14 protein-coding genes are annotated in these 12,892 nt (G+C 74.3%); 7 read left to right on the top strand and 7 right to left on the bottom strand.

Annotated elements, in window-relative coordinates; translation table 11 throughout:
- The 5 genes from KVS67_RS06265 to KVS67_RS06245 form a co-directional block, all read left to right on the top strand.
- On the top strand, positions 1–946 hold a 946-nt coding region (locus KVS67_RS06265), incomplete at its 5' end, for a glucose-6-phosphate dehydrogenase (RefSeq protein ID WP_217565129.1).
- Positions 947–1,071: 125 nt separating this feature from the next.
- Complete coding sequence (locus tag KVS67_RS06260; protein WP_145032837.1) at positions 1,072–2,055, top strand: 1,4-dihydroxy-2-naphthoyl-CoA synthase; 984 nt, start codon at positions 1,072–1,074, stop codon at positions 2,053–2,055.
- A 31-nt stretch (positions 2,056–2,086) separates the two neighbouring features.
- Positions 2,087–3,652, top strand: coding sequence for an aspartate:alanine exchanger family transporter (locus KVS67_RS06255; protein WP_217565128.1), 1,566 nt, complete (start codon positions 2,087–2,089; stop codon positions 3,650–3,652).
- Positions 3,653–3,718: 66 nt separating this feature from the next.
- Entirely contained in the window at positions 3,719–4,900 is a 1,182-nt protein-coding gene (locus KVS67_RS06250) for an AMP-binding protein (protein WP_217565127.1), read from the top strand.
- Positions 4,901–5,027: 127 nt separating this feature from the next.
- Positions 5,028–5,900, top strand: coding sequence for a 1,4-dihydroxy-2-naphthoate polyprenyltransferase (locus KVS67_RS06245; RefSeq protein WP_217565126.1), 873 nt, complete (start codon positions 5,028–5,030; stop codon positions 5,898–5,900).
- Positions 5,901–5,960: 60 nt separating this feature from the next.
- Here KVS67_RS06245 and KVS67_RS06240 read toward each other — a convergent pair whose 3' ends face one another.
- Positions 5,961–6,236 carry a DUF4229 domain-containing protein gene (locus tag KVS67_RS06240; RefSeq protein ID WP_010080315.1) on the bottom strand — a complete coding sequence of 92 codons (276 nt, stop codon included), beginning with the start codon at positions 6,234–6,236 and terminating at the stop codon, positions 5,961–5,963.
- A gap of 65 nt (positions 6,237–6,301) precedes the next feature.
- Between KVS67_RS06240 and KVS67_RS06235 the strand changes: the two genes are divergently transcribed.
- On the top strand, positions 6,302–6,706 hold the full coding sequence (locus KVS67_RS06235) for a PLDc N-terminal domain-containing protein (RefSeq protein ID WP_217565125.1): 405 nt from the start codon (positions 6,302–6,304) through the stop codon (positions 6,704–6,706).
- Positions 6,707–6,721: 15 nt separating this feature from the next.
- Here the strand turns inward: KVS67_RS06235 and ccsB are convergent, their stop codons facing one another.
- The 5 genes from ccsB to KVS67_RS06210 form a co-directional block, all read right to left on the bottom strand.
- Entirely contained in the window at positions 6,722–7,819 is a 1,098-nt protein-coding gene (gene ccsB / locus KVS67_RS06230) for a c-type cytochrome biogenesis protein CcsB (protein ID WP_217565124.1), read from the bottom strand.
- 2 nt (positions 7,820–7,821) lie between these two features.
- Positions 7,822–9,519, bottom strand: a complete 1,698-nt coding sequence (locus tag KVS67_RS06225; protein WP_217565123.1) for a cytochrome c biogenesis protein ResB — start codon at positions 9,517–9,519, stop codon at positions 7,822–7,824.
- Entirely contained in the window at positions 9,516–10,271 is a 756-nt protein-coding gene (locus KVS67_RS06220) for a cytochrome c biogenesis CcdA family protein (protein WP_041104065.1), read from the bottom strand. The genes KVS67_RS06225 and KVS67_RS06220 overlap by 4 nt, the downstream gene beginning before the upstream one ends.
- Positions 10,272–10,286: 15 nt before the next feature.
- Positions 10,287–10,904 carry a TlpA disulfide reductase family protein gene (locus tag KVS67_RS06215; RefSeq protein ID WP_217565122.1) on the bottom strand — a complete coding sequence of 206 codons (618 nt, stop codon included), beginning with the start codon at positions 10,902–10,904 and terminating at the stop codon, positions 10,287–10,289.
- A 154-nt stretch (positions 10,905–11,058) separates the two neighbouring features.
- Entirely contained in the window at positions 11,059–11,733 is a 675-nt protein-coding gene (locus KVS67_RS06210) for a histidine phosphatase family protein (RefSeq protein ID WP_036317266.1), read from the bottom strand.
- Between the two features lie 125 nt (positions 11,734–11,858).
- Between KVS67_RS06210 and KVS67_RS06205 the strand changes: the two genes are divergently transcribed.
- Positions 11,859–12,599: a hypothetical protein gene (locus tag KVS67_RS06205; protein ID WP_217565121.1), complete on the top strand. Its 741-nt coding sequence runs from the start codon at positions 11,859–11,861 to the stop codon at positions 12,597–12,599.
- Positions 12,600–12,605: 6 nt separating this feature from the next.
- Here the strand turns inward: KVS67_RS06205 and KVS67_RS06200 are convergent, their stop codons facing one another.
- Complete coding sequence (locus KVS67_RS06200; protein ID WP_122054565.1) at positions 12,606–12,875, bottom strand: glutaredoxin family protein; 270 nt, start codon at positions 12,873–12,875, stop codon at positions 12,606–12,608.
- Positions 12,876–12,892: the final 17 nt, after the last annotated feature.

The following is a 12,892-nucleotide window of genomic DNA, read 5'->3' as shown; positions in this document are numbered from 1 at the left end:
GGCGCGCGAGCTCAATGCGCTGCTGGGACGGATCGCCGGGGAGGAGGACGTGTTCCGCGTGGACCACTTCCTCAGAGAGTCGATGGTCTCGGGCCTGCTCACCCTGCGCACCGCCAACCGCGTGCTGGAGCGCGTGTGGAGCGCGGCCGACGTCGAGCACGTGGACATCGTGGCGGACGAGTCCCTGGCCCTGGAGGGGCGCGCCGGGTTCTACGACGGCACCGGGGCTCTCGAGGACATGCTCCAGTCCCACCTGCTGCAGGTGCTGGCCATGGTGGCTCTGGAGCCCCCGCGGCGTCTCACCCCGGACGCGCTGCAGGACGCCGTCGTCGAGGTGCTGCGGGCCACGCGCGTGCGCGACGACGACGCGGTCGCCTCCTCGCGCCGGGCCCGGTACACCGCGGGGACGGTGGAAGGCCAGGACGTGCCCGACTATGTCGCCGAGGAGGGCGTGGACCCGGAGAACGGGACCGAGACGCTCGCCGAGGTGGAGCTGGAGGTCCGGACCGGCCGGTGGGCGGGCGTGCCGTTCCGGCTGCGGTCCGGCAAGGCGCTGGAGCCGCGCCGTTGGGAGGTCGTGCTCTCGCTGCGGCCGCCCGAGGGGGTGCCCGCGGGGCTGGAGGCGGCCGCGGGGCGGGAGCGGATCGTGGTGGGACTGGACCCGCGGGCCCTGCGGGTGGAGCTGGCCGTGGACGGGCCGGACACCCCGTTCGTCGCGGAGCGCAGCGTGCTCGCGGCGGACCTGGCCGAGGAGGACGTGGACGCGTACGGCGAGGTGATGCGCGGCGTGCTCACCGGGGATCGGATGCTCTCGGTCCGAGGCGACGCCGCGGAGGAGTGCTGGCGCATCCTGGCCCCCGTGATCGAGGCGTGGGACGCGGGGCGGGTGCCCCTCGACGAGTACGCCGCCGGGTCCTCGGGGCCGGAGGACTGGCCGGAGAGGTGATCCGCGGGAGTGACCGTGGGTCGCACGGCGGCGGGAGGGCCGGCGTCGTGCGGTGCGGGCCGGCGGCTCCGCCGACTGTGGGCGGCTCACCCCCGGCTCGCCCGGCGGGCCTAGACTCGGGCCCCATGAGCACCCCGCAGCCCGACGCCGCCCGCCCCGACCGCGACCGCCTGCCCGAGCAGGTCTCCGACATCTTCGACCCCACGCGCTGGCGCGTGGTCGAGGGCTTCGACTTCGAGGACCTGACCTACCACCGCCAGGTGGAGCGCGACGCCGACGGCCGCTGGGTGCGCGACCTGCCCACGGTGCGCATCGCCTTCGACCGCCCCGAGGTCCGCAACGCGTTCCGCCCCGGCACCGTGGACGAGCTCTACCGCGCCCTCGACTACGCCCGCATGACCCCGGACGTGGGCACGGTGCTGCTCACGGGCAACGGCCCCTCCCCCAAGGACGGCGGCCACGCGTTCTGCTCCGGCGGGGACCAGCGCATCCGCGGCCGCGACGGCTACCGCTACGCCGAGGGGGAGACGGCCGAGACCATCGACCCGGCCCGCGCCGGACGCCTCCACATCCTCGAGGTCCAGCGCCTGATGCGCACCTCCCCCAAGGCGATCATCGCCGTCGTGAACGGCTGGGCGGCCGGCGGCGGCCACTCGCTGCACGTGGTCGCGGACCTGACCCTGGCCTCCCGCGAGCACGGGAAGTTCAAGCAGACGGACGCCACCGTGGGCTCCTTCGACGCCGGCTACGGCTCGGCCCTGCTCGCTCGGCAGGTGGGCCAGAAGCGCGCCCGGGAGATCTTCTTCACCGCGCGCGAGTACTCGGCCGAGGAGATGGTGGCCATGGGCGCGGTGAACGAGGCCGTGGACCACGAGCGCCTCGAGGAGGTCGCCCTCGAGTACGCCGCGGACATCAACCGTCAGTCCCCGCAGGCCCTGCGCATGCTCAAGTTCGCGTTCAACCTTCCCGACGACGGCATGGCCGGCCAGCAGGTCTTCGCCGGCGAGGCCACGCGCATGGCCTACATGACGGACGAGGCCGTGGAGGGCCGGGACGCGTTCCTGCAGAAGCGCGACCCGGACTGGTCCGCTTTCCCGTACCACTTCTGACCGACCACCACGGCAGGACGGAGACCCGCCCATGCTCGCACTGCTCAACGACCAGCCCATCCTCGTCCTCATGGCCACCGTCGCCCTGGGCGCCGCCGTCGGCACCATCCCCCTGGGCAAGATCCGCCTCGGCGCCTCGGGAGCCCTGTTCGTGGGCCTGCTCGTCGGGGCGGTGCTGCCCGACGTCGGCGACCGGCTGGCCCTGTTCCAGAGCTTCGGCCTGGCCCTGTTCGCCTACCTGATCGGGCTCGGCGCCGGCAAGGTGTTCTTCCGGGACCTGCGCCGCAACCTGCCCCTGATGCTGGCCGCCGTCGTCGTGGTGATCCTCACCACCTTCACGGTGCACCCGCTGGCCGCGCTGCTCAACCTGGACCTGCCGACGGCGATCGGCGTGTGGACGGGTTCGCTCACCGCGACGCCGGCGATGGCGCTGGCGAACCAGCTCACCGGCGGGCAGGCCCCGGCCGTGGGCTATGGGCTGTCCTACCTGGTGGGCGTGGTCGGCACCATCATCGCGATCACCCTGCTCGCCGCCCGCCCGTGGAGCAGTTCCCCGCGCGATCCGGCGCCGGTGACCGACGGCAAGCTGCGCTTCACCGCCGCGGCCGCCACCTCCGCCCTCGCCGTGCGGGAGATCCCCGGGATCTCCGAGGGGCTGGTGCGCGTCGTGGCGCTGCGCCGCGGCGGCGTGGCCCGGATCGCAGGCTCCGCCGACCGGATCGAACCCGGGGACGAGGTCGTCCTGGACGGCACGGAGAAGAACATCGACGAGGCCGTGCAGGCCTTCGGCCGCCGCACCGGCGCCGACCCGGCGCAGGTGATGAACCCGCTGCAGACCTCCATGGTCATCGTCACGGCCCGCGCCCTGGCCGACCGCCGCCTGGGCACGCTGTCCCTGCGCGAGCGCTTCGGCACCGACGTCGCCCGGCTGCGGCGCGACGACGTCGAGTCCCTGGCCACCCCGCAGACCGAGCTCAAGGTCGGCGACCGGGTGCTCATCGTGACCACCGCGCCGCGGATGGAGGCGGTGCGCGACTTCTTCGGCAACTCGACCCGGGGGCTCTCGAACCTGGACTGGATCTCCCTGGGCACGGGCATGGCGCTGGGCTACCTGCTGGGCATGGTGACGATCCCGCTTCCGGGCGGGGCCTCCTTCTCCCTCGGCCCGGCGGCCGGGTGCATCCTCGTCGGCCTCGCCCTCGGTGCGATCGGCCGAACGGGACCCACGGTGTGGGAGCCGTCCACGGAGATCGCGCTGACGCTGCGGCAGTTCGGTCTCATGCTCTTCCTGGGCGTGGTGGGCCTGGCCGCCGGCCCGGCGTTCATCGAGACGGTGTTCACCCGGGTCGGCGGGCTGGCCATCCTGATGTCCGCCGTGCTCACCGCGCTGACCGCGGCCCTGCTCATCGCCGCGGCACGGCTGCTGGGGCAGTCCGTGGATCGCACCTACGGGGCGCTGGCGGGCATCACGGGCCAGCCGGCGATCCTGGACTACGCGCTCTCCCGGTCCACCGACGCCCGCGTGACCGAGGGGTACGCCCAGCTGTTCGCGCTGATCATGGTGGTCAAGATCGCCACCGTGCCGTTCATGCTCTGACCGGCCGGGCGGATCCGGTCCGCCGGGCGGGTCCGTCCGACCGTCGGGCCTCCTACACTCGGGGCCATGCCCGCCACCGCCGATGCCCTCGTCCGCGCCACGGACGCCCTCGCCGCGGCCTTCGACGGCGGCGCCCCCGTCGAGCTGACCGAGGCCGGCGCCGCGCTCCCCCGGCCTGAGGCCCGCGACCCGCGCCGCTGCGGCGACCCGGACGCCGTCGCCGTGGTGCGCACCTCCGGGTCCACGGGCGCGCCGAAGCAGATCGTCCTGACCGGCGCGGCCCTGCGCGCCTCGGCCGCGGCCACGGCCCGGTGGCTCGGGGGCGAGGGGGCGTGGCTGCTGGCCCTCGGCGTGCACTACGTTGCCGGGCTCGCCGTGCTCTCCCGCTCGATCGCGGCCGGGACCGCACCCGTGGCCCTGCCCCCGGGCCCGTTCACGCCCGCGGCGTTCGCCACCGGGGCGGCCGCCCTGCCCGACGACGCCGGCCCCCGGCTCGTCTCGCTCGTCCCCACTCAGCTCGCCCGCCTCCTCGCGGCCGACGCCGACCCGGCCGGGCGGGCGGCACTGCGCTCCTTCGACCGCGTGCTCGTGGGCGGCGCCCGGCTCGATCCCGCGCTGCGGGCCGCGGCCGAGGCGGCGGGGGTGCGCCTCACCGCCACCTACGGCATGGCCGAGACGTGCGGCGGCTGCGTCTACGACGGCGTGCCGCTGCCCGGCGTCGCCGTCGCGGTGGCCCCGGACGACCCCGACGCCACGCCGCGCGTGCGCCTGGCCGGGCCCATGGTGGCGGCCGGCTACCTCGACGACCCCGCCCGCACCGCCGCCCACTTCGTCACCGCCGCGGACGGCGCCCGCGCCTTCCTGACCGAGGACACGGGCGTGCTCTCCTCCACGGACGACGGCGGCGTGCGGCTGGCCGTGACCGGTCGCCTGGACGACGTCGTCATCACGGGCGGGGTGAAGGTGTCCGCGGCGGCGGTGACCGCGGTGCTCGAGGCGCACCCGGGCGTCGCGGCGGCCCACGTGGCCGGCGTGCCGGATCCCGAGTGGGGCGCCCGGCTGTGCGCCGCCGTCGTGCCCGCCCACCCGGCCGCGGCCCCCGACGAGGCCGTCCTGCGCGCCCACGTGCGCGCGGCGCTGGGTGCGGCCGCGGTGCCCAAGACGTGGCTCGTCCTCGACGCCCTGCCCCTGCTCTCGACCGGCAAGACGGACCGGCAGGCCCTGGCCGCCCGGTTCACCGCCAGCTGAGCGACGCCCCGCCCGCGTGGGAGAATGACCCGGGCCCGGCCGACGTCGGGCCCCGGCCGCGCGCCGCCGTCGACCCGGCCCGCCGCGCGCCGATCCCCACCCCGCTCCCCAGGAGGAACCCCCGCCCATGGCCGCCACGCTCTCCCACTGGGTCGCCGCCGCGCGCCTGCGCACGCTGCCCATGGCGATCGCCCCCGTGATCGTCGGCTCGGCCGCCGCCGCGGAGCTCGGCTCCTTCCACCTCGGCGCGGCGCTGCTGGCCCTCGTGGTGTCGCTCGCGCTGCAGATCGGCGTGAACTACGCCAACGACTACTCGGACGGCATCCGCGGCACCGACGACGAGCGCGTCGGCCCCTTCCGGCTCACCGTCTCCGGGCTCGTGCCCGCGGCCCAGGTGAAGCAGGCGGCCTTCGCGTCCTTCGGCCTCGCCGGGCTGGCCGGCCTGGGGCTCATCCTGCTCTCGGGGCACTGGTGGTTCCTGCTGGTCGGCGTCGCCTGCGTGCTGGCCGCGTGGTTCTACACCGGCGGGAAGCGGCCGTACGGGTACCTCGGCCTCGGTGAGGTGTTCGTGTTCGTGTTCTTCGGGCTGGTGGCCGTCCTCGGCACCACGTACACCCAGGCCGACGCCGTCAGCGGCCTGGCCTGGGCCGGCGCGATCGGCTGCGGGCTGATCTCCACAGCCCTGCTCATGGTCAACAACATCCGGGACATCCCCACGGACCGCGAGGTCGGGAAGATGACGCTGGCCGCCCGCCTGGGCGACGGACCCGCGCGGGCGTCCTACGGCGTCATGCTGGCCGTCGCCCTGCTGCTGCCGCTGTTCTGGGTGGCGGCGCACCCGGGGCTGCTGCTCGTGCCGATCGGCGGCCTGCTCGCGATCCGGCCGATCCGCACGGTGCTGCGCGCCGACGACCGCCGGGCGCTGATCCCGGTGCTGCGCGCGACCGGCGTGATCGGGATCGTCTACGCGATCACGTTCACCCTCGGCGCGCTGCTCTGAGCCGCACGGGATGACGGCGGCGTCGGCGGCGGCGGCATCCGCCCCGTCGCCCCGCGGGGCTCACTCGCGGAACCGGCCCTCGGTGTAGGCGTCCTCGGCGTCCGCGTCGGCGGTCTCGGTGCGGCCCCGGCGGCCCGGGCGGCCCTCCCACGCGGCGGACAGGTCCTCGGTGGCCCCCGTGCGCAGGCGACCGAGGAAGAGGTAGCTGACCGCGAACGTCAGGATCGTGGCCGCGATCACCCCGAAGATCATCCCGAGGTCCATCACGTAGTAGAACAGCGCCCACAGGGCGACGAAGACGACCACGCGGACCAGACCGTAGAAGAAGATGCGCACCGGTCCATCCTACGAGGACGGACGGCCCGTCCGCCGACCCCACAGCCCGCGCCTAGACTGGCGGGATGGGCCGCTTCATCATCCCCGCCGCGATCATCCTCGCGGGCCTGACCCTCTACGCGCTGTTCGAGGCGCTGCTGACCCCCGCCCGAGAGGCGCGCAGCCTGCCGAAGGCGGCGTGGGTGGCGGTCATCGTGCTCGTGCCGCTCGTGGGGCCGCTGCTGTGGCTGCTGCTCGGCCGCGCCCGCCCGGCCGGCGCGGGCAGCCGCCCCGCGCCCCGGCCCACCGGGGCCCCGGACGACGACGAGGCCTTCCTGCGCAGCCTGCGCGTGCAGCGCCGCCAGGACGCCCGCGAGCAGGACCTGGACCGCCGCGAGGCCGAGCTGCGCGCCCGCGAGGAGGAGCTGCGCCGTCGTCGGGAGCAGGGCGACGACGACGCCGACCCGGACGGCGACGGCCCGCGCGCCTGAGGTGCCCCGCCGGACTCAGCCGGGCAGACCCGCGTACGAGTGCAGGCCCGGGAAATACGTGTTGACGATCGTGTAGTTGAACACGATGCACAGGAAGCCCACGATGCTCAGCCACGCGGCGCGGGCACCGGTCCAGCCGCGGGTGGCGCGGGCGTGCAGGTACGCCGCGTACACCACCCAGATCACGAAGGTCCAGACCTCCTTGGTGTCCCAGTTCCAGTAGCGGCCCCACGCGGCCTCGGCCCAGATCGCACCGGCGATCAGCGTGAAGGTCCACATGACGAAGCCGACGGCGTTGAGGCGGTAGGACCAGTTCTCCAGCCCCTGCGCGGCCGGCACGAGGCGCAGGAACGCCCACGAGCGCTCGCCCGCCGCAGCGCGCTTCTCCGCGCGGTCCTGCAGCAGCTGCAGCACGGACATCGCGGCGGTCAGCGCGAACAGCGAGCTGGCCAGCACGGCGATGGACACGTGGATGACGAGCCACGGCGTCTGCAGCGGCGGCTGGAGGTGGCCCACCGGCGTCGGGAAGCCCATGGTGGCCGCGCACATCATCGCCACGACGATGCCGGTGACGAACGTGCCCACGAAGCGCAGATCCTTGCGCAAGAGGAACAGCAGGTAGACGGTCGTGATCACGAGCGCGCCCGTGGTCATGAACTCGTACAGGTTGCCCCACGGCACGCGGTAGGCGGCGAGGCCGCGGGCGACGACGGCGAACGCGTGCAGCGCCCAGCCGACGGCCAGCACGGCCACGGCCACGTTGGCGACCGGGCGGCGGCCGCCGCCCGTGTAGTCCATGTCCTCGTCCACGAGGTCGTCGTCCGCGTCGACGCCGGGCTCGGCGGCGGCCGGCCGGGCCGTGTCGGAGTCGCTCGCGCCGACCGCCGTGGACCCGCCGACGGCGACCCCCACGGTCTCGCGGGCCGGAGCGGTGCGCACCTGCCCGCGCTGGGCCGCGAGGTCGGCCTCGAGGCGGTGGATGGTGACCGAGGCGGTGGCCATGTCGATGGTGAACAGGATGAACGCCGCCGCGTACACGAGCGCGGCGATGAGCATGAAGAGGTCGCTGTACAGCGCCAGCTGCTCGTTCACGGGGGCCGTGGGGTTGAACACTGTCAGTCTCCTGATCGGGGGGTGCGGGGACCGGCGAGGGTCTCGGGGGTGGTTCCAGTGTGGCCGACGGCGGCGGCCGATGCGACGGCCTCCTCCTCGGACTCGGGGGCGGCGACGGGCCACCAGCGCTCCATGGCGGCGCGCAGGGCCACGTGCTCCTCGTGGAGGCCGAACTCCTCGCCGCGGGCGAGCAGCGCGTACTCCACGCGGGTGCGGCCGTCGTCGTCGGTGCGGGCGCGCACCCACACGCGGCGGCGGCGGACGAACAGACTGATCGCCAGGCCGAGCAGGGCGGTGCCGGCGAACACGCCGACGCCCCACTTGCCCGGGTCGTAGTGGATGTCCAGGCCGACGTAGCGGCGGACGCCGTCGAAGCTGATGGAGCCCTTGCCCTCGGGCAGCTCGTACGTCTGGCCCGGGCTGAGCACGATGCCGCCGTTCTCGTTGGTGCGGCTGTTGAGCTCGGTGAGGGATGCGGTGTCCAGCACGTACACGTTCTGCGGGCGGCCGGTGTCCAGGCCGAGGTCCCCGTAGTACGAGTTCAGCTGCAGCTCCGGGTTGAGCAGCTCGGGGTCCGCGGAGAACGCGGCGCCTTCCTCGTCCTCCACCGCCGAGGGCAGGAAGAAGCCGACGAAGCCCAGCTGGTCCGGCCGCGCGTCGGGGACCTTGATGGTGGCCTGCGAGCCGTAGTTCTGGTCGAACACGCGGGTGACCACGGGGCCCTGGAAGGCCACGTCCCCGGCGCCGTCGCGGATGGTCACCACGGGCGCGTAGCCGTTGCCCACGAGGTAGACGCGCACGCCGTCGATGTCCAGCGGCTGGTTGACCTTGAGAATCTGGCGCTGGAGCTCGCCGCCGGAGCCCTCGCGGACGTCCATGACGGCGGTGTAGTCCAGCGGCTGGCCGTAGTGGGTCTCAGACTCGCGGTCGAACACGGCGTCGAAGGAGTCGAGGGTGAGGGAGAACGGCTGGAGGTCGTCCGCGCTGAAGTAGGTGCCGGGGGTGAAGGAGTCGTAGGCCACGAGGTTGTTGGCGAAGCCCTCGCCCTCCACGATGATCTTCTGCCCGCCGTACTTGGTCATGCCGCCGTAGGCCATGAACACGAGCACGCCGATCAGCGAGACGTGGAACAGGATGTTGCCGATCTCGCGCAGGTATCCGCGCTCGGCGCCCACGGACGCGCCGCCGGCCTCGGGGCGGTGCTCCACGCGGTAGCGGCGCTTGCGCAGCCACGCCTGGGCTCTGGCCACGGCCTCCTCGGGGCTCGGGCCGCCCTCCTCGAGGACGACGACGCCGGAAGCCGGCAGGCGCGTCAGGTTGCGGGGGGTGCGGGCCGGGGGCTGGCGCAGGGCCTTGGCGTGCTGGATGGCGCGCGGCCACACGCAGCCCACGAGGGAGACGAACAGCAGCAGGTAGATGGCCGAGAACCAGACGGAGTTGTAGACGTCGAAGAACTGCAGGGCGTCCAGGACGGGGCCCCACACGGGGTTGTCCTCGATCCACTGGTCCACGATCTCGGGGCCGGCACGGCGCTGGGGCACGAGGGAGCCGGGCACGGCGGCGACGGCGAGCAGGAGCAGCAGCATGAGCGCGGTGCTCATGCTGGTCAGCTGGGTCCAGATCCAGCGCAGGGTCCCGGTGAGGCCCAGCTGAGGGAGGGCGACGTCCTCCGAGCGGGCGCGGTCGGCCTTCGAGCTCACAGGGGCATCCTCCATTCGTTGGCGAACCAGAACTGCAGCTGCGTGGTCCAGTGCGTCCACACGCCGGTGACCATGAGCAGGCCGAGCAGCACCAGCAGGGCGCCGCCGAGCCGCATGATCAGCACGCGGTGCCGCGTGAAGAACCCGACCGCCCGCATGCCGCGCTCCATGCCGACGGCGATGAGCACGAACGGCACGCCGAGGCCCAGGCAGTACAGGAACGCCAGGAGCGCCCCGCGCCCGAGCGAGCCGGAGCCCGCAGTGGACATGGCGAGCACGGCCGCCATGGTCGGGCCGATGCACGGGGCCCACCCGAGGCCGAAGGTCATGCCGAGCAGCGGCGCCCCGGCCAGGCCGGCGGCGGGCTTGAGGTGGAGGCGGCGCTCCTGCTGGAGACGTCCGCCACCGCCCATGAACACCAGACCCATGAGCGCCACGAGCACGCCGAGCACGCGGGTGACCCACTGGCCGTCGCGCTGCAGCCACACCATGGCCTGCGTGAAGACCACGCTGATCGCCACGAACACCACGGCGAAGCCGAGCACGAACAGCACGGCGCCGAGCACGAGGCGGCCGCGGCGCCGGGTGGTGAGGACGTCACCGCCCAGGCCGGTGACGTAGCCGAGCCAGCCGGGCACGAGCGGCAGGACGCACGGCGAGAGGAAGGAGATGAGCCCGGCGAGCAGGGCGATCGGGGCCGCGAGCAGCAGTGAGCCGTCCAGCGCGATATCGGCGAAGGGATTGTTCTGCATGGACACGGCGGCCACTCAGGCCGCGGCCTCGTCCACCACGGTGGTCAGCAGCGCGCGCAGGGTGGACTCCTCCACGGCGCCGAGCACCCGCGCGGCCACGCGGCCCTCGACGTCCAGGACGAGGGTGGAGGGCACGGCCTGCGGGGGCACGTAGTCGGTCATGTTCAGGAGCACGTCCCCGCGGGCGTCCTCGATGGACGGGTAGGGGATCTCGAAGGTGCGCTCGAAGGCCTGCGCGGTGGTGACGGTGTCCCGGACGTTCACGCCGAGGAACCGCACCCCCTGCGGGGCGAACTGCTCGTGCAGGGAGACGAGGTGGGGGGCCTCGACGCGGCACGGCGCGCAGGCGGCGTACCAGAAGTTCAGCAGGGCGGGGGTGCCGCGCAGGCTCGCGCCGGTCACGGGGGTGCCGTCGAAGAGCTCGGCGGCGAACTCCACGGGGGCGCCGCGCTCGGCGGGGGCGATCTCCAGGACGGAGCCGTCGCCGGCGATGTAGTTCTTGCCGTCCGCGTCGCCCGCCTGCCGCGCGAGCGAGTCGTCACCGCCCGAGCAGGCCGCGAGCGCCGGCGCCAGGCTGGCGAGGGCGAGGCCGGTCAGCAGGGTGCGGCGGGACGGACGGGGCGGGGTGTGCATGGCGTGACTGCCCTCCAGGGGATGCGCGGCGCTGGATTCCGGGGACCTGGGGAGTCTACTGTCCGCCCCGCATTCTGACTGAACCCTGGACGTCACACCCCCACCCCGTGGGAGGCCGCGGCCGGCGTCGTCGACGCCGGCCGCCGTCGGGGCCTCAGGCGCCCGGCAGGGAGGAGGCGTCCTTGAGCAGGGCCTGGTTCGGTTCGTGGTACTCGACGCGCGGCACCCTGCGCCCTTCCTCGTACACGAGCGAGGTCACGGAGGTCAGCGAGCACTCACGCCGGCGCGGGTCGTGCCACAGCGGACGGCCCTCGACGGCCAGGCGCGTCACCCAGATCGGCAGCTGGTGCGAGACGAGCACGGACTCGGCGCCGGGCCCCTCGGCGGCCACGGCCTCGCCGCGGAGCCGGTCGACGACGGCCAGCATCCGGGCGGCCTGCGCGCGGTACGGCTCGCCCCAGGACGGGCGCAGGGGATTGCGCAGCCGGGGCCACAGCCGCGGGTTCCGCTTCAGCGACGCCGCCACCTGGGACATGCCCTCGAAGGCGTTCTCCGCCTCGATCAGGTCCGGCTCGGTGACCAGCGGCAGGTCGAACGCGGCCGCGATGGGCGCGGCGGTCTGCTGCGCGCGGGTCAGCGGGGAGGCGGCGACGACGGCGGGCGCCCGGCCGGTCTGCGCGGCACGCTCCTCGAACCACGCGGCCACGCCCCGGGCCATCTCGTGGCCGAGCTCCGAGAGCCCGAACTCCGGCAGGCGGCCGTAGAGGACACGATCGGGGTTGTGGACTTCTCCGTGGCGGACCAGGTGGACGGTGGCGAGCGTCTGCATGGGGCCAGTCTGGCAGAGGCGGACCGGTGGCCCCGGCGGTAGCGTGGGGCACAGCTCGGCGCGACCGCGCCGCCACCCCCGTCCGCACCGAGACGCCGCGAGCGTCGGCGTCGCTAGGAGGCCCCATGTCCGGCACCTCGCCCACCGATCCCCACGGCAGCCAGAACCCGTACGGCGCCGACCCGTACGGCGCCGTCCCGCAGGGGTCGACCCCGGGCTCCCCCGACCCGGCGGGTGCGAGCCCGTACGGCCAGAACCCCTACGGCGCACCGCCGGCGACTCCGTACGGCGCCCCGGGCCAGGCGGGGATGCCCCAGGCCCCCTCCCCCCACGGCCCGGCCGGCTGGCAGTCTCCCGGCCCGGTCGAGCTGCCCCCGCGGCCGCGCTCCCTGACGGCCGCGTTCTGGCTGATCGTCTCGGGCGGCCTCCTGCTGCTGGCGACGACCCTGCTGGCGGCCTTCGCCATCACCCAGCCGGAAGGCCAGGCCGCGATCCAGCAGGAGCTGGACCGGTCCGTCGAGCAGATGGATCTGCCCGCGGACCAGGCGGAGCAGATGCGCGCCATGATGGACGGGATGCTCCCGACCCTCGCCACGGCGGCGGCCGTGTTCGGCGTGCTCGCGTTCCTCGTCTACCTGTGGGTGGCGTTCGCGATCCGCGGCGGCTCGCGCGCCGCGCGCATCGTCGGAACGGTGCTGGCGGCCCTGTCCGTGCTGGTGCTGGTCTCCAACGCGGTGATGGGGGCGTTCAGCCCGCTGGACCTGGTGTGGGTGGGCCTCGGCGTCACCGGCATCGTGCTCGCCTACCGCCCGGACGCCACGGAGTACATGCGGCTGAAGGCCTGGCAGCGCTTCGCGCGCCGCTGAGCCCGCTCAGGCCCGCGGGGCGTCCAGGAGCCGGCCCAGGCGGGCCGGGTCCACGCGCCAGAAGTCGCGCTGGACGCCGTCGACGAACAGCACGGGCACCTCGTCCGCGAACCGCTCGAGCAGGGCCGGGTGCGCGGCGCCGTCGACGGCCTCCCAGGCCTCGCCCCGCGCGTCGCACACCTGCGCCACCGTGGCCTCGGCCTCGGCGCACAGGTGACAGCCGGGCTTCACGAGCAGCTGGACACGGGCGGTGGCGGCGGGCAGGTCGGCGGTCATGGCCCCACTCTACGGAT

The sequence above is a fragment of the Micrococcus sp. GbtcB5 genome (assembly GCF_019091605.1).
Taxonomy (GTDB): Bacteria; Actinomycetota; Actinomycetes; order Actinomycetales; family Micrococcaceae; genus Micrococcus; species Micrococcus luteus.
The sequence above is the reverse complement of the archived record's forward strand: the minus strand, read 5'-3'. Positions and strand labels throughout refer to the sequence as shown.